Consider the following 22,033-nt stretch of genomic DNA (forward strand, 5'->3'; position numbering starts at 1 on the left):
AGCATTTGCCCGAAGGTTCAGAGCATTTATTTTTTTCTTTTGAGTATTTGCCCAAAACCTCCTAACACGTGTTTTTTGGTTTTGGGCATTTGCCCGAAGGTTCACAACGCTTGTTTTCTCGCTTTGGGCATTTACTCTAAACTTCCCAACGTCTGTTTTTTAACTTAAGGTATTTGCCCGAAAGCTAAGAACGTACGTTTTTTACACTTGAGTAAAGTCGAAAGTCCTAATTTTACCAAAATCTTAAAAACTTTGACAGAGTTTAAAAATTATATGGCTATTTGGTCAATTTTAGTCATTAGCTCAGCAGTTTTTTCAAGAGCAAGTATCATTTTTTGATAATGCAAAATGTCATCAAAATCCAAAACGTGTCCTTTGCGGTCTTTGAGCCACTTTTGTGCAGGTTGGTAGCCCCCGATGTAAAATTCCCAAGCCGAAAGTGGCACATTATCAAAATATTGTGTATCGTTAATATACACACGCAATGAGGTAGCCTCCGATGGCGAAACGTTTGTAATGTATGGCTTTTCGATGCAATTGTCTCCAGCTATTGGATATGTTACTATGGGATTGTCAAGGCAAGAACTTTCGAGCAGATGAAGTTCACGCAATTGTTTTCCTAAACTTACCATTTGCACAAAAGTTTCAGCGTTTGGATACGGAATTTTTGGGAAATCAATCTTTAAAAATTCTTTATAACGCTCGCGATAGGTAGGGTGATGTAACACGGCATACACATAATCAAACAGTTGTAGGGGTTGTAATGGTTTTCCTTTGGTTATATCCGATAGTGAGGCTTCTATTTTTTGTACAACCGCTTTGTTAAAGTTGGCTACACGCTCGGTTTCAAATTGTAAAGGGTCATTATTTTCAGGAAATAAATAAAGTGGGAAGACAAGACCTGCTCCAAATTGTCCTGCTGTCCCTGTATAATTTATATCACAAATGTTATTACAAATAAAAAAACCAAACTTTTCTGTAATAGCTTGACGTGGAATGAGCATTCCGATATTTTCTCCTTTAATGAAATGTTTCATTATAGAAAAAAAAGCCCTTTTAACCAACTTATTATCGTAGTAAATATACGATTCGTCAAAAGGACGATATTGATATTTCGTGATTTTATCAATTGAATATTCACCTTTTTTAATTCTATCTAATAAATTATATCCACTTGAATCTTTTATATTATACTTTTTAACAAATTCTTCTTCAAAATCATTAGTTAATAATCTTTGAATTCTTTTAGATAAAATTTTCTTATCTCTATCAATAAAAAGGTTATCTCTTCCCGTTTGAATTCCACTAATATACTTATTAAAAAGTTCAGTAACCGAAAAACCTTTGTTGTATTCTTCTTGCAGAGAAAAATCTTTTGGGACAAAGAAGTAATTGGGAGCTTTCATCTGTAAGGAAGTCCAAGAAATGGTTTCCAAAGAGTTTTCTTCTAAAAAAGCAAATTTTTCGGCTCGTTTCCCCCATAGGTCATAATGAAAAACGTTGGCTAAGGGCTTTTCTTTTTTGTCGGAATATGGGTTATGTTTTACAAACAGATTGATAGATACTCCCTGCATAATGTTAAATACGTTTTCGTCTTTACTGCCATCGGGAGCGGTTTCTTTTTTCTTGCTGTTGCCGTGTAGGTCTATGATATAAATAGAATCAAAAGTTTTAAGGAGTTTTTCTCGCATACGGCGGAAAACAATTCCGTCTAAAAAGCTATTATTAGAAATATAAGCAAGTACACCCGCTCCATTTTTTTCTATAAACTTTTCTCCATAGCGGATAAATTTTACGTAATCATCAGAAAGCGAATTGAAACTTTTTTCATTAAGTTCTTTTTTGTAATCTGCCACAAGATTTTCAATCCATTTTCCCTTGTTATTACTACTAATTGCATACGGCGGATTTCCCAGTACGCACATTACGGGGGTTTCCCGTTTTATATGGTTGGCTTCGTTTGCTTCGTCGGAGAGCCATTTGGCAAAAGGGGTATGGCGGTCATCTTGGGGTTCTTCCAAACTATTGGTCAAATACACTTGTAGGCGTTGGTTGTCGCTGTATTTAAACCCTGTTTTCTGTAAAAGCAGGTCTAATTTTAAATGGGCAATGGCATAAGAAGCCATTAGTATTTCAAATCCGTTAATGCGTGGGAGTAGGTGGTCTTGTACGTAGCCTTGCCACATACCTTGTTGGGTTTGCATTTTTTGGTGGATATAATCAACTACTTGTGCCAAAAACGTTCCTGTACCAGTGGCAGGGTCAAGCAGTTGTACGCGGTGAAATTCTTTCTCTATTTGGTCATATCCTCCTTCGTCTTTGCTTGTTCGTTTAATATTTACCTTTACTTTTGAGTTGTCGGCAAGCCCTTTGGGTAGGTTAAAATGTTTTTTAAGAATGTGGTCAAGAGCTTGTACCATAAAATTAACAACGGGTATTGGGGTGTACCATACGCCCATTGCTTTACGCTGTGCGGGGTCATACTTTTCCAAAAAATCTTCATAGAAATGCACTATGGGGTCTTTGTATTGTTTGTAGTCGTAGGTATTGAGCATTGTGGTAACATCACACGCCAAAAATACCTGAATTAAATCATCAGCAATCCATTCAATACGTTTATCTACTTCAAGCCCTGCCAAGTAACCAAATAATTTTTTCAAAAACGGATTGCTTTTGGGTAATAAATTATAGGCTTCTATTCGGGAAAAAGTGGGCAAAGTAGGGTCGTGATACCGAGCGGTAAAAAGCCCATAGGTAATGGTTTGTGCATAGACATCGGCGAAGTTCTTCTCAGAAATATCGTGAATGAGTATTTCCTTAAAGGCTTTAAATTGGTCATATAGTGAGCTTTCTTCTTTATTTTCCTTATCTTGAAGTAGAGCTTGTTCAATAGCTTGTGCTAAAAGTTTTGCTTTGCGAGCCATCAATTCAGCCAGTTGTGATGCTGTTTTAATATTCTCTATATTGTAAGAACAGAAGTTACGCAAAAGCTGTTCAAACTCTGAAAAATTATCAGTGATAGGCTTTATTTTTCCATTAACAATTTGAGCAATTGCTATTTGAGCTACGCATTGTTGATTTCGGTAGAAATAGAAAGAGAGATAATCGGTAAAAATGATGTTTTCGAGCGAAGTTTTATATCGGTCAAATTGTTCTTTGTTGCGGTTTTCGCCCGGTAAATCCTTATCGCCTATGTCTTTGGCTTCGATAAAACCAATGGGTAAGGAGTTTTTTGTCAGAATATAATCGGGGGCGCCACAGGCTTGTCGTTTGGGTTCGTTGGTTGCCAAAATATTCGGTACAAGCTCTTGAATAAGCGTTGCCAAATCGCCTCGAAAGGTGTGTTCGGTGGTGTTTCCTAAGGCATATTTTTTATTTAAATTCTCTACATATTGGTTAATGCTCATCTTTTAACTTTTTATTTCTATGTATGGAGCGGTAAAATACATTTTGCTTGCCCCATTTGTTAGTAATGTAGGGGCGTATGTGATACGCCCACAAACCTTTGTTTTTATATAATGGGAAAAAGTCTTTCGTTTATTACGATATGTTTTCACGCAACGGGCGAAATATGTTTCGTACCTATTATTTGCTACACCTGAAAAAGGGCGTATGCGATACGCCCCTACATTGCTATTTATCCTTTACACTTTTTCCTTTTCCTTATCCGCGCAGGTTTTTAAGGCTTTCCTGAATGGTTTCAATCTTCGCCAGTGCGTCGGCTTGTTTTTTGCGTTCCATTTCCACCACTTTTTCAGGAGCGGAGCTGACAAACTTCTCGTTGGAAAGTTTTTTCTCCACCGAAGCCAAAAAGCCTTGCGTATATTTGAGTTCCTCTTCGAGTTTTTTGATTTCCTCCTCTACATTGATGTTACCCTGCATCGGGATAAAATACTCGTTGGACTTCACTCGGAACGAAATCGCTCCCTCTACCTTTTGGCTAACGTATTTTATTTCAGACAAATTGCCCAACTTAGCGATAATCACATCAAAAGTGGTTGCCATCTGTTCGTTGTTCAAAACAGAAAGCGAAATTTCCTCCTTAAACGGAATGTTTTTCTCTTTTCGGATGGTTCTGATGCCCGAAATTACTTCGGCAGCGGTATCAAATTCGGCTAAAATCTGCTCATCGAACGAAGTTATTTGAGGATATTTTGCCACTACCAGAGCCTCCTCAGGTTTTCGTTCGGTGATATGTTGCCAGATTTCCTCCGTGATGAAAGGCATAAACGGATGCAACAATTTGAGGTTATCCTCAAAAATGGCGATAATTTCCGCAAACGTTTTTTGGTCAATCGGCTGACCGTAAGCAGGTTTTACCATCTCCAAAAGCCACGAACAGAAGTCGTCCCACACCAATTTGTAGATTTTCATCAAGGCATCGGAGATTCTGTATTTTGCAAAATCGTCTTCGGTTTCGGCAAGTACCTTTTGGAACTTATTTTGGTACCATTCTATGGCAATTCGGTTGTTTTCAGGCTGATTAGCCTCCGAAATTTCCCAACCTTTTACGAGTCGGAAGGCATTCCAAATCTTGTTAGCAAATCCGCTACCTTGCTGACAAAGTGCCTCATCGAAAAGTAAGTCATTTCCTGCTGCGGACGATAACAAAAGCCCCACACGAACGCCGTCCGCACCAAAGTCATCAATCAATTTCAACGCATCGGGCGAATTACCTAATTGTTTGGACATTTTTCGTCCCTGTTTGTCGCGAACAATCCCCGTGAAATAGACATTGGTAAAAGGTTTTCTTCCTTTGAATTCGTACCCTGCCATAATCATTCTCGCCACCCAAAAGAAAATAATATCAGGACCTGTAACCAAATCATTGGTAGGATAATAATAATTGTATTCTTCGTTTTCGGGGTCTAAAATTCCGCCAAAAACGCTCATTGGCCACAACCACGAAGAGAACCACGTATCGAGAGCGTCTTCGTCCTGCTTTAAGTCATTAGTGGTTAGAGAATAGTTATTAGATTTTGCTTTTGCCAATTCTAAGGCTTTTTCTTTGGTTTCGGCAACTACGAAATCTTCTTTTCCACTACCATAATAATACGCCGGAATTTGTTGTCCCCACCAAAGCTGACGCGAAATATTCCAATCGCGGATATTTTCCATCCAATGGCGATAGGTATTTTCATATCTTTTTGGGAAGAAATTGATTTCTTCACTTTCCAAAACTCCGCTGATGGCAGGTTTTACCAAATCTTCCATCTTCAAAAACCATTGGTCGAGTGGGCGTTGTTCGATAACAGCCCCTGTACGCTCCGATGTGCCGACTTTATTAAGGTAATCTTCCGTTTTCAGCAATAAATCTTTTGCTTCGAGTTCTTTAACTATCTCTTTGCGAACCACAAATCGGTCTTTTCCTTCGTAATGCAATCCGTGATGATTCAGTTTGGCATCGTCGGTAAAGGCGTCGATGATTTCGAGTTTATGGCGTTCGCCGATTTCATAGTCGTTTTTGTCGTGAGCCGGAGTGATTTTCAAAGCTCCCGTTCCAAACTCAATATCCACGTATTCGTCTTCGATAATTGGCACAACACGATTAACAATCGGCACGATTACCTTTTTGCCTTTCAGATGTTTGTAACGCTCATCATTGGGATTGATGCAAACCGCCACATCACCGAAAATCGTTTCAGGACGCGTGGTGGCAACCAAGAGGAATTCCTCTGAACCTTCAATTTTGTATTTCAGATAGAAAAGTTTTCCGTTCTGTTCTTTATAAATAACCTCTTCATCCGAAAGAGTGGTTTTGGCTTCGGGATCCCAATTCACCATTCGGTATCCGCGATAGATGTATCCTTTATTGTATAAATCGACAAACACCTTTATCACTGAAGCATAAAGGTCATCATCGAGGGTGAATTTGGTTCTGTCCCAATCGCACGAACAGCCGAGTTTTTTGAGTTGCTCAAGGATAACGCCACCATACTGATGCGTCCAATCCCAAGCGTGTTTGAGGAATTCCTCACGCGTGAGGTTGGCTTTGTCGATGCCTTGTTCTTTGAGCTTTGCCACTACTTTGGCTTCAGTGGCAATAGAAGCGTGGTCGGTACCCGGCACCCAACAAGCATTGAAGCCTTTTAGCCTTGCACGGCGTATAAGTACATCTTGAATTGTGTTATTGAGCATATGTCCCATATGCAAAATTCCCGTAACATTTGGCGGGGGAATTACAATGGTGTAAGGTGTTCTTTCATCGGGAGTTGAGTGGAAGAAATTGTGTTTCATCCAGTATTCGTACCATTTGGCTTCTACCGAATTGGGTAAATATTTTGAAGGGATTTCCATGAAGATACTTTCTTTATTTTAAGTGTTAATATTGAGTGTTACAAAATCTGAGTGCAAATATAAAACATAATTGTTTATTTAAAGAAAATTTTTATCTTTGCTCCACGTTTTTAATGAATATGTTTGAGGTGTTCTAAGTGTCATATTTAGCGTTCTATTAACTATGGTTTATTAAACTTTTAACCGAAAAATACAAACCTTGGCATGTTTATTGATAATAACAATGATATAGATAACTAATTATTTTAATTTTTTGTACCATGAAAAAGTTTTTAACATTTTTATTCGTAGCTACGTTTGGTCTTGTAACTTATGCACAAGAGGCAACAGCTGAAATCACTTTCACAGCGGAAGAAATTGACTACGGAACAATCAAAGCTGGAAGCGACGGAGTGCGTGTTTTTGAATTTACAAATACAGGAAAAGCTCCTTTAGTGATTGCTAACGCTACTTCAAGTTGTGGATGTACAGTCCCTTCTTTCCCTAAAGGAAAGCCAATTATGCCAGGAGAAAAAGGGAAAATTGAGGTGAAATATGACACAAATCGTGTTGGCCCAATCAGCAAAACAGTTACTATAACTTCAAACGCTAAAACAAAACCAGTTGTGGCTTTGCGAATCAAAGGAACTGTACAACAATAGGCTTTTCCTATAAAAACATTTGTTGAAACTATCCAAGAAAGGGTGTTTAATTCCGTTAAGGAATTAATTTTGTAAGACATTCTTTTTTGGGTAGTTTTTTAATTTCATTAAAAAGATCTGATTAAATTTCCTTTTTTTGTGATAGTTTCATTTTTTTACCCTATTTTTGCCGCCGATTTAACGATATATATTTTTATTTTACAATACCATTATCATAGTTCTTAAAGTTATGCTCACAAGAAGACATGTCAGAGTAAAAGTAATGCAATCCATTTATGCGATGGAGCTAAGTCAAAGTCAAAATTTAGACAAAGAGGTAAAGTTTTTGCAGCGTAGCACCGAAGATATGTACAATCTTTATTTGCTGACTTTTGCACTGTTTAAGGAACTTCACAAAATGGCATCTCAGCAGATTGAGATAGCTCAAAGAAAATATTTAGCAACCGCCGCCGAGAAAAATCCAAATAGAAAGTTTATTGATAATAGACTACTAACAATGATTGTGAGCAATGAATTGTTGGATGAAACTATTGATAACGCTCGTATGAATCGATGGGATTTAGATTCCGAATACGTTAAAATTATCTACAAGAAGATTCTCGAAAGTAAGTGCTATAATGAGTACATGGCCGAGAAAACCACGAATTTCGATAAAGATAAGGAGTTCTTAATCAATATATTTAAGGAGATAATCGCCTGTGAGGATAAATTGTATGAGTATATCAATGATTTTAACCTGACATGGACAGACGATTTCCCAATAGTTAATACCTTTATTCTTAAATTATTGAAAGGAGTTAAGGGGAATGAGAGTGAAAAATATTTCGTTCCGAAGCTTTATAAGAATGATGATGATAAACTTTTTGCTCAAGATTTATTGAAAAAAGTAGTGTTGAACGATGAAAAATACCAAAATTACATTGATGATAAAACTCAGAATTGGGATAAAGAGCGAGTTGCCAAATTGGATAATATCATCATCAAAATGGCAATTTGTGAGTTTTTAAGATTCCCAACAATCCCTGTAAAAGTAACATTAAATGAGTATCTTGAGATTGCTAAAGAATACTCAACAGATAAAAGTAACATCTTTATCAATGGTATTTTGGATAGTTTAGCCAAAGAATTTGACGAGAAAAAAGAGTTGAAAAAGGTTGGCAGAGGGCTTCTGTAAGAAAAAGTAATAATTTTAAAATTTATATACAATGGATCCTAATTTTTCTAATTTATTAATTCCTGTTCTGATGCTTGCGGTTGTCTATTTTTTGATGATTCGCCCACAGATGAACCGACAAAAACAAGAAAGAAAGTTTATTCAAGACATGAAAAAAGGCGATAAAGTTGTTACCAAAGGAGGTATGCACGGAAAAATCGTTGAATTGACCGATGATAGCTGTGTCATCGAAACCTTGGCGGGAAAAATAAAATTTGAACGTTCCGCTATTTCCTTGGAAATGTCAAAAAAGGCAAACGCAACTCCTTCAACTGAAGCCAAGTAAGTAAATATTTCAAAAACAGAAGTTTCAGATAACAACCCTTAAAAGTATTGTTATCTGAAACTTTTTTTGTATATAATTGATTCATATGTACTTATGTCATTTCTTTTCCTTTTTTACTCTAATAAAAAACCTATTCTGAATCATACAAAACAAATCTCTGCCATTTTCTGTCTTTATTTACTTTGGTAATAGGGAAAACGCTTGTTTAGTTATTCTCTTATTTCTCTTCTATAAATGTATTACGTTTGAATAAATCTCTTGAATTCTGGATAAAAGTTTTCATAGATTCAATCGCTTTCACATCTAAATCCTTGAAATTAGCGTTTTCATATTCCCTACAAGGTAGGACTTCGTATAAATACTTTTTATTTTCTTTTGGACTTCGGTTTACCCATACCAAGTGATACCCTGAATCCACGATATGTGTACCTTGTTCGTCTTTGAGCAATGTTAGTTCAAACATAGCTCCACCGTCAGTATTTGGTTTCCGCTGATTCGACACGAAATTTCCTAAGGAATAAACGAGTAAACGCCCGTTGTGTAATGCGTTTTTTGGATAGTAGTGCATCGGTTGTAACACATGTGGATGCCCACCAATGATGATGTCTACACCATTGTTAAACAAAAAATCAGCTATTTTTTCCTGTTCTTTATGCTGAATTTGTTGATATTCGACTCCCCAATGGATCACTACAATTAGCTGATCCAACACCTGTTCTTTAGCTTTTTGAATGTCAACTTTCATTTTTTCTAAATCAATCAAATTTACGACAGTAGGCTTAGGAATTGGCAGTCCGTTAGTGCCATATGTATAGTTCAGAATCCCTATGGTGATGTGGTTTTTGGACAGTACGAGCAGGTTGTTCTTTTCAAACTCCTCTTGATTACGAAACGTTCCCGTGTGTGCAATTTGCAGAGAATCTAATACGTCCAACGTTCTAATAATCCCCTGTTTACCTCGGTCACAGGAGTGATTGTTTGCAGTAACCAATACTCCGATACCACTTTCTTTACAAGCTACAGCGAGTTCATCAGGTGATGAAAATTGTGGATACCCTTTAAAAGGTTTCCCAGCTAGAGTAACTTCTAAATTCCCGATAACAAAATCGTGCTTTTGAAAAATATGTTTAACTTTTTCAAACACAGGAATATAATCATATGCTTTTTTTTCGTTGTCATACGCTCCCTCAATTTGAGGGCTGTGTCCCATGATGTCGCCCATAAACAGCAGTGAGACGGAGTTATTTGATTCCTGTGCCTTTATTGCGAAAAAATGTAGTAAAAAGATTAAAAAAAGTTTTCTTTTCATTGTTAAGGTGATTTTTCACAAAGATAAAAAAATATATTTAAAGTAACATCTTGTAAGACATTTTATCATGTATATTTTTTTTAATTTGATAATCAATGACGTAAGATATTTTTTTTAAAAAGTTTGAAATATATTTGCGTAAGAAAAAAAAAGATTATATATTTGCACTCGCAAAACAGAAATAAAGACGTTCATAACAATAAGTGAGGAGAGGTGCCGGAGTGGTAACGGAGCAGATTGCTAATCTGTCATCGGGTAACCGATGCCTGGGTTCGAGTCCCAGTCTCTCCGCATCAATTTTTAAATAATTTTACGGGGCGTAGCGTAGTCCGGTCATCGCGCCTGGTTTGGGACCAGGAGGTCGCAGGTTCGAATCCTGCCGCCCCGACAGCTTAGAATATATTTCATTAATGTCATAGCATTTTTGAAATATATTTTTTGGTTAGAGCGGTCACGTAGCTCAGCTGGATAGAGCATCTGCCTTCTAAGCAGACGGTCGCAGGTTCGAATCCTGCCGTGATCACGGATTTTAAAATAACTCGCTGTTCTACAGCGGGTTATTTTTTTTCGATTTTATTTAAACACGAAAGTAAAACGTAAAGTCTCCATATTTTACTTTTAGAAACTGCTTTAGCTTTTATTATTCAATTTTCGTTATAATGGAGTCTTTTTTGTTTGTCGTTAATAATTAAAAGCGCCTTTTGTGGTAATGGTATTTTGTGCCATAAAAAAATCGGATTGATATGGAATTTTTCCATATCAATCCGATTTTACGAAAGGACAAGTAAAGTTAGGCTTTAATTACGCAAATATTTTTTCCATTTATTCTCTTCTCTTCGTCTCATTCTTAGTTGTTTTAGCTTTTCACGTTCTTCACGTTCCCATTTCTTTATCTGTTCGTTCTTTCCATCAGTAGGAACCAATATCGATAAAAAACAGATAATAACAGCCACTCCAAGAGCGATATACCAATATTCAGACATAAACCAAACAACTCCTGCAAGTACACCTATGCATATAGCAAATATCCAAAGGAAAAAATTACCTAAACTATTTAAAATATTATTCATAACCCAAACTTTTACCTTACAAATTTACTTCTTTTTTCCATAAAATCCAACGATAACCGTACAAAATAACCTCTTTATCATCGGTAATATGCTCAAAACTTACAAGTTTGTACTGAAAACTGCATTCTTTCAGAGCTTCAAAAACATCATGCTCATTAATAGGAGTGGATGGAATTACACCCTGTACCATCACCAGTACCTGTCCCATGCCGACAATATTTACTATTTATTGCCATATTTTTTTTGTATCTTTGTGATATAAAAATTTGATGTTATGAAAAAGCGACATTGGTTATTACTCTTTACCGTATTTTGGTTTTCACTGCTATACTTTATTGATTTTGAAACTTGGATAGTCCTTTCATTGCCTTTTATGATTGTGTCTTTTTTTTATCTACTTTTTACATTTGTAGTTTTTTGGTACTGTATCATTTTTAATAAAGACCCTCGAAATTGGTAATTAGTACACTAGACAATTAACAATTACGAATTTCAAATGACGAATTACGTAATTCGTAATTATTAATTGTTAATTGTTATTTTTTTCATCGGGGCTTATTCTAAGCATTTCCACCGTAGCAAATTCTCCTGCTGTGTAGGTTACTGATATAGGCATGAATAGGGCTTCCTAACTGCTTGACGTAGATTGTGCTATACAGGTCGAACTGAGCAAAATCAATAGGCGACAGATTGAAAGTTGCTGTTACGCTTGACATTCGATTGATTAAATTCTCTATATCGCCGTAGAAAACAGATTTTAACATCCATCATCTGAGGTCTGAAAACAGGCTACCTTTGTGAATACGATGGAGAAATTCTTTTTATTGTTAAGAAAGTTGTTCTTTCGATGTAATTAAATTACCTTTGTGGAGAAATAATAAGAAAGAACAACTTAAATATAATTAAAATGGCTTACACAGAAACGACCAGGACAGGTTATGGGCGGCGTTTGGGTAATTCCTTAAAAAACATTATCGTAGGATTGGTATTACTTGTTGCCGGTACTTTTACTTTATTTTGGAATGAGGGTAATTATGTAAAAACTAAAAAAGCCCTCAATGAAGCTGCTGCAGAAGTGGTTGCTCTTGTGGATATTAATACGATTAATCCAGAGTTTGAAGGTAAATTTATTCATGCCTCAGGATTCGCTTCTCCTCAAGATTCTATTTACGACAATATGTTAGGGGTTAGAGAATTAGCTATTGGATTGAGTCGTAAGGTGGAATACTATCAATGGGTAGAGTACTCAGAGACAGAGACCGTACAGAATATGGGAGGGAGCGAGGAAACAATAACAACATATCACTACAAAAAAGAATGGTCGAGTTCTCCAATAAATTCTCTGGATTTTCACGATCCTGAGTATCGGAATGAGAATTTTGTCCTGGCAGAGTTGCCCGATAAGGAGATTTTGAACACTAACGTTCATTTCGGAGCTTACAAATTGCCTGAGTTTATTCTACAATTGATTCAAAATAGTACTCCTGCCAAGATAAATCTTTCAAAAGAACAAAATGAAATTTTAGAAAAGGAGGCCGAAAAGGTCAGATTGTCTGCCAAAAAACGAGTTCGAAAATCAATAGAGCCTTCTGACAACGATGAAGAGCAAGAAAAACCGAAAATGACACATGTGAATGATAATGTTCTTTACATTGGTAAATCGTTCAACAAACCAGGTGTTGGTGATGTGAGGGTTACCGTAGAAAAAACGGAACCTACAGTGATTTCGTTGTTGGCTAGTGTGAAAGGGAATTCATTTGAAATGTACAAAGCTAGTAATGGCAGAACAGTTGTGGAAGTAGCAAAAGGAGAGGTTTCAGCACAGCAGATGTTTGAAGCTGCTCATGCGGATAACGAAGAAATGACGTGGGGACTTCGCATGTTGGGAGCGATATTGATAATTACAGCTATCAGGACAATGTTTGGATTTGTTTCCATGCTGTTTAAAGTCGTTCCGTTTCTTGGAAATATTGTTGAGAAAGGAGTCTATGTTGTGGCAGGTGTTGTTGGGATAGCTTGGTCTTTGATTGTTATCGCTACGGCTTGGCTCTTCTACCGACCCGTTATTGCAATTTTGCTGATTCTTATCATTATTGGAATTTTCGTGTTATTGAAACGCAGAAAATCTAAGGAACCTCCATTAGAACAAGTTTAGATTGAAGTTAAAAGTAACGTTTAGAAATAATAAAAGGCTATCGGAAAAGTTTAATTTTTTAAAAAAATAAACACCTGATAATTAATAATTTATAGATGGTTCTTGTTTTAAAATGCACCTTTTCGGACAGCCTTTTTCTTTATTGACTAATGGGGAGAGAATTATTCTACAAAATTTCTCTCACTTCGTTTTTTAGATGACTTAACGCATTTGACGAAGGTGTAGGCTTATTGATAAATTCTTTGAAAATAAATTCTGTCATAGCTTTGGAGTCCTCCAATTCTTCATCGTGTGTAGCTTTACGGATGATTTGAATAGTAGCCATTTTTGCTGCACGGATGATATTCCATAAATTTTCACTGAGATAAATTTGTTGTGCCAAATTATGCTCAAACTCTTCGTCAATTGAATGAACCAATAATGTTTCATATTCTTTTTTTGGAAGATTTCTAGCTGGTATTCGCAATAATAGTTGTTGTGGACTTATACGCTCCAAGAATAACGTCATTCGTTCATATGCTTGTAGTCGTAAAGGTAATGAAATTTTCTGATTTTCCTTTTGAAGTAAGAAAAGACGGCGTTTTTCCTCGTTTTTTATATGTAGGTAGAAAAAGTAATACGCAATTCCGCCAACAATTAATGCAGGAATGCAAAACAGTAAAAAAGTAAACAAAGAATTTTCCATAAAGTAAACAATGAATTAATATTCTGACAAAGCACAAAAGTACTAACTAATTTTGCAATTCTAAAATTTTTCTTTCAGATCTTGGAAAAAATCCGTAAGTTTGACCCCTAAAAATGTATTGCTTTGCAAAAACGTCGACGGCAGATAGTTTTACTGATTAGTTTGTTGTTTATCAGCACGTGTTGTTGGTACACTAGCTCGTTTGCTTCAAAGAAAACGGGCTACGCCTATTTCCAAACGTTTTCAATCATAGACACGCTCAAGAAAGCTAACCGACTTCTAAAAGACACTACTAATCAAAACAGACGAATCTTGTTGGATTCGCTAAAGCGAACTAAAGATACCCTGCCAAAGGATTCCCTGTCAAAAGACAGTATGTCAAAGAAATCTAAAAGTATTTTAGAGGATGTAGTCAGATATAAAGCAAAGGATAGTATTGTTTTCAATAAGACTAAAAATAGCATCATTCTTTACAATGAAACACAAGTGCAATACACCGATATTGACATCACTTCAGGAATAACCAATATCAAATATGATTTGGCGGAGGTATACGCAGGTCGTATTAAGGATTCAGTTGGAGAATTGGTGCAACATCCTGTTTTTAAGCAAGGTGATGACATTATAGAACCCGATTCCATTCGGTTTAACTATAAAACCCAACGAGCCATTATCCGTAATGCATACACCAAACAAGATGAAAATAACATCAAAGGTCAAATCATTAAAAAGGAGAATGATTCTACTTACTTCATGCAAAATGCCATCATTACCACTGCAGAAGATTTGGATGATCCTGATTACTACATCAAAGTACGAAAAGCAAAATTTGTCCCTGGAAAAAAAGTGGTTGCAGGGTTGAGCAATATGTACATAGTAGATATTCCCACACCTTTAGCAATCCCATTTGCGTACTATCCAATGGTATCGGGACGTTCATCGGGACTTATTTTCCCAACTTTCGGAGAGGCAAATAACAGAGGTTATTTCATTCAAAATGGAGGATATTACTTTGTCATTAGTGACTATTTTGATTTGGCTGTAACGGGAGATTATTTCACCAATGGAAGTTATGGGTTCAAAGCTCAATCAACGTATAAGAAGCGTTACAAATTTTCTGGAAACTTTAATTTCAGTTATGAGAATCAGATATACAGTATTCGAGGTTTGCCTGATTACAGCAATTCAATGTTTTACAACATCCAATGGACGCATTCGAAAGATTCAAAATCGAATCCAAACTCAAATTTTTCAGCTTCTGTAAACTTGGGAAGTAGTCGTTTTTATCAAAACTCATATAATCAGATTAATTCGCCTAATGTGTTGAATAATACCTTATCCTCATCAGTATCTTATTCAAAAACATTTCCATCCTATCCCTCGATGAATCTGTCCTTAACGGCATCACATTCTCAGAATACCAATACACAAAGTATTGAGATGACCCTCCCCGCACTTCGTTTGAGTATGGAACGTATTTATCCATTTGCTAAACAAGGTGAAAGTAAAAAAGGATTGCTTAAAAACTTAAATTTTCAATACTCTTCCCAAGGAGATAACCGTTTTTCAACAACCGATAGTTTGTTTTTCTCAAAGCAAATGTTTAGTGAAGCTAAAAACGGATTTAGACATTCTATCCCCGTGAGTACGACTGCTAAACTGTTTAAATACATAACTTTAGGGTTAAATTCCTCCTTGAACGAAACTTGGCAGTTTAAAACCATCCGCAGAACAGATTTCAACGCAGCTTCGGGTAGGAGTGGTATGGACACCATTAATGGCTTTGACCGTTTTTTGACCTACAATATGGGAGCGAGTTTGGGTACTACGGTCTATGGTACATTTCAGTTTAAAAAAGACAGAAAAATTCAAGCGATTCGACACGTAATGCGTCCTTCAATGAGCTATGGTTATACACCTGCATTCGATCAGTACTACGAAAATTATATTTCAGATGCTTTTGGCAAAGTTTCTCAATACACTCGTTTTGAAGGAGGTATTTACGGAGTCCCAGGACTTAATGAATCGCAATCCATCGGGTTATCGTTAAGCAATACTTTAGAAGCAAAAGTGCGATCCAAAGATAGTACGGAGGTTGAACCTAAAAAGATTTCATTGCTCAATAGTTTGAATTTCAATACGAACTATAACGTTATTACAAAACAATTTAGTCCCGTTACCATGACTGGAGGAACAACTCTTTTCAATGGAAAATTGCCATTAAATTTTGGAGCTACATTCAATCCATACGCTATTGATGCGAATGGAAGACAATTGGAAACTTTTAATATTAACAATGGAGGAAGTCTTTTCCGATTAACTAACGCAAACATATCTACAAACTATTCATTTTCAAATAGAAATAAATCTGATAAAAAAACAACTGATAACAGAGCTTCGGGAGGACGTTCCGACGATTTGTTTGGTTCGTCACGACCTGTAAACGACAATCAAGTGGAAGAAAAAAAAGAAGAACCTGAGGATAAAAAAACGAAATTTTATCATGCTCGTATCCCTTGGGATTTGAACATAGCTTATTCACTTTCGTATTCAAATATGTCACGTGAAAGACGTATTTCTAACAACTCACTTATGTTTTCAGGAAATGTGGAGCTTTCACCCAAATTGCAAGTGGGAATTTCAAGTGGATATGATTTTGTGAATAAGGGAATTACATACACCCAATTCCGTTTTGAACGTGATTTGAATAGCTTTAGAATGAGTTTTCAGTTTACCCCTATAGGTCAGTACAATTCGTGGTATTTCTTCATCGGAATTAAAGCCAGTATGCTTTCGGATCTGAAAATTGATAAAAATAAAGAACCTGACCGTTTGTTGAGGTAATCACTTTTTTCAATCTTAAATATTTACAGAAAAACAAAGTTTCCAGCAAATTAAGTTAAGAACCACATAGAGACATAGAAAAAAACTATGTTTCTATGTGGTTTAATTATAATAGCTCTAAAAAATAGTGTTTCTATGCACTTAGTCTTATTTTTTCGCGAAAATATTTGCTTATGTCGTTTTTTTTTTTGTATCTTTCGAGTGAAATTTAAATGAGTTTATTAACCTAATTAAAAAATGTTACCATGAAAACAGCTAAATTTTACACAAAAATGTTGTTTTACGTTACAGCAACATTTATCTTAATGGGTTGCCACGAAACTCGGAAAGGGCTAAAAACGTGCCAAACAGCCGATTCTGGTAAAGCAAAAGAAGTAATTCTTTTACAGAAGAAGGTAAACACAACCAGATACCTCCCTTCTGATGATTTGTCTTTGTTATCGTTCAATTCTTCATTTTGTGATAAACTTTGTGATTATATTCCTTCGGAGGAAGATATTTTTAGTCGATTCCACTTACCAGAAATCAATAATGACAACTTGGCTGGCATCGTGATTTACACTCAATCAGAAAAAGACGAAGTAGATTTTTCCGATGTCAATCAGATGTTGCTTTACGTAAGAAAAGAAGATGGATTTAGAACATTTTTGTTTGAAAATAAAGAAGGAGTGCTTGAGTTAGCTCCCCAATATACCTTTCATTCAAATTTCATATCCTCAAATGATATTTATGATTTGTATAAAATTATCAGTCCTAAATCCAAAGCACATTGCTACACTTTGCTCAATGGAAAGTTAGCTAAAGCACTTTCGCCTGAAAGAAGTAGTTTTCAGTCTTTTATCGATAAAAATACTTAGACAGACGTTAAGGTGTTTATTCACAATATGATATGAGAATATACTTCGCCAAAAGGTTGTGTTTTGGCGAAGTTTTTTATGGTTAAATGTTATTATTTTCGTAAAAATACATTTATCATATTGTTTTTTAGGGAGTTTCTTTATCTTTGCAATTTATTTTGAAAAAGAGATGATATATGTCTGATAAAATTACTCCTTACAAAAATTCCACCGATGGGAAAAAGAAACAAGTGGCACAGATGTTTGACTCTATTTCAGGAACTTACGATGGTCTTAATCGTGTAATTTCTTGGGGTTCAGACATCAAATGGCGGAAATTTGTTGTTGAAAAAGTAGCTGAGTTGCGTCCTCAAAAAGTATTGGACGTAGCAACGGGTACAGGAGACTTGGCAATTGCTTTAACTGAGATTGACGGTGTGAAAGTTGTAGGCCTAGATATTTCAGAAGGAATGCTTACCGTAGGACGTGAAAAAATTGCAAAAAAACAGTTATCCAATCGCGTAGAGTTGATTCTGGGAGATAGTGAAAATTTACCTTTTGCGGATAATTATTTTGACGCTGTAACAGTAGCTTTTGGCGTACGTAATTTTGAGAATTTAGAGAAAGGGCTTTCTGAAATTTTTCGCGTAATTCGTCCTGGTGGACGCTTGGTTGTTTTGGAAACCTCTGTTCCTGAGAAATTTCCGTTCCGACAAGGGTATTTTGCTTACACTAAATTTGTTATGCCTCTTATCGGAAAAGTTTTCTCGAAAGATCGTTCCGCCTACACCTATTTGTCTAAATCTGCTTCTGCATTTCCTTATGGGAAAAAGTTTAAAACTATCTTGGAAAAAATCGGTTTTGCTAACACAAAATACTACCCCAAAACTCTCGGTGGAGTTGCTACCATTTATGTAGGGAATAAATCTAAATAGCATTTTATAATATGAAAAAGAGAATCTTCTTATTGTTTTTCCTTTTTAATATTCTTATTGCCTTTGGACAACTCAAATCTCCGTTGACTAATTTGGAGAATTTTGATGAGAAACCTTTGCAATGGGGCTATTATTTCGGGGGAAATATGTTTGATTTAAAATTTGATTATAGAGATCTTCAGTACACCAACACTTCGCTGTTGGAAGTTCAAACCCACAAAATGTTCGGTTTTAACGTAGGACTAACGGGTTCTGCACGATTGATGAAATATATTGACCTGCGCCTTGAACCAGGATTGGTCTATAACCGAAAAGAAATTTATTTCTACAATATGACCGAAAAGAGGGACTATTTGCGAGATGTAAAATCTACGTATATTTATATCCCTTTATTGGTCAAATTTAGTGCTGAACGTTGGTACAATTTTAAACCTTATGTCACAGCAGGGGGGTCTATGACTATCAACCTGAGTAGCAATCAAAATTTGACGATTGATAATTATGACTTGGTGTTCCGAACCAAAACAAACGTTTTTTTCTATGAACTTGGTTTTGGATTGGACATATATACTCCTTTTTTCAGACTATCCCCATCTATCAGAGGGCTTTTTTCAGTTAGAAACGAGTTGGTTCCTGACCATAAACCAGACAGCCCTTGGACGAAAAATTTAAATGGATTGAAGTCAAGAGGTTTCTTGATTAATCTTACTTTGGAATAGATTTTGCTTGTTAAAAAGTAATTAATGCATAATGAGATGAAAAGAATGATATTTATAGCGCTGATTTTCAGTGTTTTTTTTGGATACTCACAAGATTTTAAGTATCCCATGGCAAGTCCGCGTCAAGTGGTTTCCCAGCAATTTTCAGTTACCAAAATTTCTGTGGATTATGGACGCCCCAGCGTTCGAGGGCGTAAAGTGTTTGGGGAGTTAGTTCCGTTCGGGAAAGTATGGCGAGTAGGAGCTAATGAGGCTACCAATATTACCTTTCAGCAGAATGTACTTTTTGGGGGAAAGGCCACTAAGGTGGGACGATATGCCATTTTTATTACTCCAGAGGAAAAAGAGTGGACAGTAGTGCTTAACTACGATGCAGATGCATGGGGAGCTTATAGTTACGATCCTAATGAGAATGCTATTGAAATTAAAGTTCCTGTAGAAAAACTAAAAGAGCTACAAGAATCTTTGGAAATTACTTTTGAGGGAATTAGTGAAACTAAAATTAACTTAGTTATCAAGTGGGAATACAGTAAAATTCAAATTCCGATTGAAGCTGATAAAATTGATGAAGTAAATAAGATTATTGAATTTTTGAAAGAAATAAAGCAAGTAGAACGAGATATGGGCGGATGATTAGCATCCGCTTTTTTTATGAAGTAAAGTTGTTATATCTAATTGATTATCATATATAAAATAGATATTATGCCAAAAATGCTGCAGTTGTTATGCCTCTAGGAACTAAGTTATTCTTTTTTGTCTAAGATGAAGTGCTACCTAAAGTATGTGGTGGAATATACCTAAAATTGATATGTGAAAAGTATTTTAAAGACTTTTGTGGTTTTCTAATTTGTTTTTCAAAGACAAAGAGTTTCCCTTCCTTATCTTGAGTCTATATTCTTCTTAGAAAGTAGAGGAAACGATTTTCTCTGTTTAAATATGTGAATTTCTTTGTAAAAGTATGAATATAGAAAGTGTCTTTTGATACTAATTGGCTCTTTTACAGATTTTTTTTTGAGCCTCCTATGTAGGGCAAAAAGAAAAGCGATACACTATTTCTGTGCATCGCTTTTCAATAGTTATGGAAAAGTTATCATTATTTCAATTCCTGAAAATTTCGTTTAATGAAATCGGTGAGTTCTTTCCCTTTCAGAAGTCCTTGCGAAAGTCGTGCCAAATCGAAGGCTTGCTTGATGAGGCTTTGTTTTTCGTTTTCGTTTTTTGCATTAAGTATGGAAGTTGCCAAAGGTGAATTGGTATTGACCACCAAATGATACATTTCGGGGAAATTACCCATTCCGAACATTCCGCCACCGCCGGTAGCACTCATTTCTTTCATCCGACGCATAAATTCGGGCTGATTGATGCTAAAAGGCGTGCTGTCGCTATCCAAATCTTCCAATTGCACCACAAAACCTTCACTCGGAATGCTTTTTTCGATGCTTTCTTTAAGCGATGTTTTTTCCTCTTCCGAAAATTTGGAAATCGCAGTATCTTCTTTTTGAATCAGTTTGGCAATCGGAGCCGAATCCACGCGTGCAAAAGTCAGCTTTTCGTTGTCGTGTTCCAATTTCTGAATCAAATGCGACACGATGGGCGAATCCAAAAGCAACACTTGATATCCTTTTTCCTTCGCTTCCTCAATGGCAGCGTGTTGTACCTCTTTATTTTGAGCATAAAGCACTACTAATTTTCCATCTTTGTCGGTTTGTTGGTCTTTGATGGCTTCTTTAAGCTCCGAAAGCGTGTAATATTTGTCGTCCACCGTAGGATAAAGCACAAATTCGCCCGCTTTTTCGTAGAATTTCGGTTCGGAAAGCATTCCGTATTCCAAAACAATCTTAATATCGTTCCATTTCGATTGAAAATCTTCTCGATTGTTATTGAAAAGCGATTTTAACTTATCGGAAACCTTTCGGGTAATATAATTTGCGATTTTCTTTACGTTGCCATCGGCTTGTAAGTACGAACGCGACACGTTGAGCGGAATGTCTGGCGAATCGATAACTCCTTTAAGCATTGTCAAAAATTCTGGAACAATTCCCTCCACATTATCCGTTACAAAAACTTGATTTTGATACAATTGAATGCGGTCTTTTTGGATTTGCATATCCACTGATAGTTTTGGAAAATACAAAATTCCCGTTAAATTGAACGGATAATCCACATTTAGGTGAATGTGAAACAAGGGGTCGTCAAACTGCATCGGATAAAGTTCACGATAGAAGTTTTTATAGTCCTCGTCTTGCAAATCGGCAGGTTGTTTTGTCCACGCCGGATTTGGGTTATTTACGATATTGTCAACCGTTTGATATTCGGTTTTGTAATTTTCGTCAGCATTTTCAGGACGAGGAAGCGGTTCTTGTTTGGTTCCGAATTTAATCGGAATTGGCATAAATTTGTTGTATTTACGCAACAATTCCTCGATGCGATATTCTTCCAAAAACTCGGTAGAATCTTCGGCTATGTGTAAGATGATTTCCGTACCTCTTTCTGACTTTTCGGCAGGTTCAAGAGTATATTCAGGAGAGCCGTCACACGTCCATTTTACGGCAGGAGCGTCAGTGTACGATTTGGTAATGATTTCCACTTGGTTTGCCACCATAAAAGCAGAGTAAAACCCAAGCCCGAAATGCCCAATTACACCTGCATCTTTGGCAGTATCTTTGTATTTTTCTAAAAATTCTTCTGCTCCTGAAAAAGCAATCTGATTGATATACTTTTCCACTTCTTCGCCCGACATCCCAATGCCCTCATCAATGATATGCAAAGTTTTATTTTCCTTATCGATTTTCACTTCGATGATAGGATTTCCGTACTCCACTTTTGCTTCGCCAATTTGGGTTAAGTGCTTTAATTTCAGCGTAGCATCGGTAGCGTTAGAGATGAGTTCCCGAAGGAAAATTTCGTGGTCGCTGTATAAAAATTTCTTGATAAGTGGAAAAATATTTTCCACCGAAACATTAATATTTCCTTTCATTTCTTATGAGATAATTTAATGATTAAAAGATTAAAAAAGCTCAAAAAATCAAACGATTTTTGACTT

Annotated in this window: 17 protein-coding genes and 3 tRNA genes; 12 read left to right on the forward strand and 8 right to left on the reverse strand. The window is 36.1% G+C overall.

The genetic code is table 11. The annotated features are described in order from the left end of the window. Positions 1–269: 269 nt before the first annotated feature. Both CGC52_RS08290 and CGC52_RS08295 read right to left on the reverse strand, forming a co-directional pair. Positions 270–3,407, reverse strand: coding sequence for a type ISP restriction/modification enzyme (locus CGC52_RS08290; protein ID WP_095894075.1), 3,138 nt, complete (start codon positions 3,405–3,407; stop codon positions 270–272). A gap of 256 nt (positions 3,408–3,663) precedes the next feature. Continuing rightward, positions 3,664–6,297 (reverse strand): valine--tRNA ligase, encoded by a 2,634-nt coding sequence (locus CGC52_RS08295; RefSeq protein ID WP_095894076.1) that lies wholly within the window; start codon positions 6,295–6,297, stop codon positions 3,664–3,666. Between the two features lie 260 nt (positions 6,298–6,557). Here CGC52_RS08295 and CGC52_RS08300 point away from each other — a divergent pair, with 260 nt between their 5' ends. From CGC52_RS08300 to yajC, 3 genes are all read left to right on the forward strand, one after another. Next, positions 6,558–6,938, forward strand: a complete 381-nt coding sequence (locus CGC52_RS08300) for a DUF1573 domain-containing protein (protein WP_042007894.1) — start codon at positions 6,558–6,560, stop codon at positions 6,936–6,938. A 229-nt stretch (positions 6,939–7,167) separates the two neighbouring features. Beyond that, positions 7,168–8,112: a transcription antitermination factor NusB gene (gene nusB, locus CGC52_RS08305; protein ID WP_095894077.1), complete on the forward strand. Its 945-nt coding sequence runs from the start codon at positions 7,168–7,170 to the stop codon at positions 8,110–8,112. A gap of 31 nt (positions 8,113–8,143) precedes the next feature. Next, a complete protein-coding gene (gene yajC, locus CGC52_RS08310) occupies positions 8,144–8,437 on the forward strand; it encodes a preprotein translocase subunit YajC (RefSeq protein ID WP_042007899.1) in 294 nt (97 codons plus the stop codon). A 217-nt stretch (positions 8,438–8,654) separates the two neighbouring features. On the opposite strand, the gene CGC52_RS08315 is transcribed toward yajC, so the two are convergent. Continuing rightward, the gene (locus CGC52_RS08315) at positions 8,655–9,746 is read right to left on the reverse strand and encodes a CapA family protein (protein ID WP_042347523.1); all 1,092 of its coding nucleotides are present in this window, start codon (positions 9,744–9,746) and stop codon (positions 8,655–8,657) included. Positions 9,747–9,953: 207 nt separating this feature from the next. On the opposite strand from CGC52_RS08315, the gene CGC52_RS08320 reads away from it, so the two are divergent. The 3 genes from CGC52_RS08320 (at position 9,954) to CGC52_RS08330 (ending at position 10,269) form a co-directional block, all read left to right on the forward strand. Next, positions 9,954–10,037 (forward strand) — tRNA-Ser (locus tag CGC52_RS08320). A gap of 22 nt (positions 10,038–10,059) precedes the next feature. Beyond that, positions 10,060–10,134: transfer RNA gene (locus CGC52_RS08325), tRNA-Pro, on the forward strand. A gap of 61 nt (positions 10,135–10,195) precedes the next feature. Then, a tRNA-Arg gene (locus CGC52_RS08330) sits at positions 10,196–10,269 on the forward strand. Between the two features lie 274 nt (positions 10,270–10,543). Here CGC52_RS08330 and CGC52_RS08335 read toward each other — a convergent pair. The 3 genes from CGC52_RS08335 to CGC52_RS11255 all read right to left on the reverse strand — a co-directional run bounded on the left by CGC52_RS08335 (position 10,544) and on the right by CGC52_RS11255 (position 11,580). Beyond that, on the reverse strand, positions 10,544–10,816 hold the full coding sequence (locus tag CGC52_RS08335; protein ID WP_095894078.1) for a hypothetical protein: 273 nt from the start codon (positions 10,814–10,816) through the stop codon (positions 10,544–10,546). Positions 10,817–10,832: 16 nt separating this feature from the next. Next, complete coding sequence (locus tag CGC52_RS08340) at positions 10,833–11,024, reverse strand: hypothetical protein (protein ID WP_095894079.1); 192 nt, start codon at positions 11,022–11,024, stop codon at positions 10,833–10,835. A gap of 352 nt (positions 11,025–11,376) precedes the next feature. Then, the gene (locus tag CGC52_RS11255; protein ID WP_157909130.1) at positions 11,377–11,580 is read right to left on the reverse strand and encodes a hypothetical protein; all 204 of its coding nucleotides are present in this window, start codon (positions 11,578–11,580) and stop codon (positions 11,377–11,379) included. Between the two features lie 143 nt (positions 11,581–11,723). Here CGC52_RS11255 and CGC52_RS08345 point away from each other — a divergent pair, with 143 nt between their 5' ends. Then, positions 11,724–12,971 (forward strand): TMEM43 family protein, encoded by a 1,248-nt coding sequence (locus tag CGC52_RS08345; RefSeq protein WP_095894080.1) that lies wholly within the window; start codon positions 11,724–11,726, stop codon positions 12,969–12,971. A gap of 166 nt (positions 12,972–13,137) precedes the next feature. Here CGC52_RS08345 and CGC52_RS08350 read toward each other — a convergent pair whose 3' ends face one another. Beyond that, a complete protein-coding gene (locus tag CGC52_RS08350) occupies positions 13,138–13,656 on the reverse strand; it encodes a hypothetical protein (RefSeq protein WP_095894081.1) in 519 nt (172 codons plus the stop codon). Positions 13,657–13,965: 309 nt separating this feature from the next. Here CGC52_RS08350 and CGC52_RS08355 point away from each other — a divergent pair, with 309 nt between their 5' ends. From CGC52_RS08355 to CGC52_RS08375, 5 genes are all read left to right on the forward strand, one after another. After that, positions 13,966–16,500, forward strand: coding sequence for a putative LPS assembly protein LptD (locus tag CGC52_RS08355; protein WP_369800759.1), 2,535 nt, complete (start codon positions 13,966–13,968; stop codon positions 16,498–16,500). Between the two features lie 245 nt (positions 16,501–16,745). Further along, positions 16,746–17,357: a hypothetical protein gene (locus CGC52_RS08360; RefSeq protein ID WP_095894083.1), complete on the forward strand. Its 612-nt coding sequence runs from the start codon at positions 16,746–16,748 to the stop codon at positions 17,355–17,357. A 176-nt stretch (positions 17,358–17,533) separates the two neighbouring features. After that, positions 17,534–18,271 (forward strand): bifunctional demethylmenaquinone methyltransferase/2-methoxy-6-polyprenyl-1,4-benzoquinol methylase UbiE, encoded by a 738-nt coding sequence (gene ubiE / locus CGC52_RS08365; protein ID WP_042010190.1) that lies wholly within the window; start codon positions 17,534–17,536, stop codon positions 18,269–18,271. Positions 18,272–18,282: 11 nt separating this feature from the next. Continuing rightward, positions 18,283–18,990 (forward strand): porin family protein, encoded by a 708-nt coding sequence (locus tag CGC52_RS08370; protein WP_042010191.1) that lies wholly within the window; start codon positions 18,283–18,285, stop codon positions 18,988–18,990. A 36-nt stretch (positions 18,991–19,026) separates the two neighbouring features. Further along, positions 19,027–19,623, forward strand: a complete 597-nt coding sequence (locus tag CGC52_RS08375; RefSeq protein WP_172918179.1) for a DUF2911 domain-containing protein — start codon at positions 19,027–19,029, stop codon at positions 19,621–19,623. Positions 19,624–20,083: 460 nt separating this feature from the next. Here CGC52_RS08375 and htpG read toward each other — a convergent pair whose 3' ends face one another. Continuing rightward, positions 20,084–21,967, reverse strand: a complete 1,884-nt coding sequence (gene htpG / locus CGC52_RS08380; protein ID WP_095894084.1) for a molecular chaperone HtpG — start codon at positions 21,965–21,967, stop codon at positions 20,084–20,086. Between the last annotated feature and the right edge of the window lie 66 nt (positions 21,968–22,033).

It is taken from the genome of Capnocytophaga sp. H2931 (genome assembly GCF_002302535.1).
Taxonomy (GTDB): Bacteria; Bacteroidota; Bacteroidia; order Flavobacteriales; family Flavobacteriaceae; genus Capnocytophaga; species Capnocytophaga canis.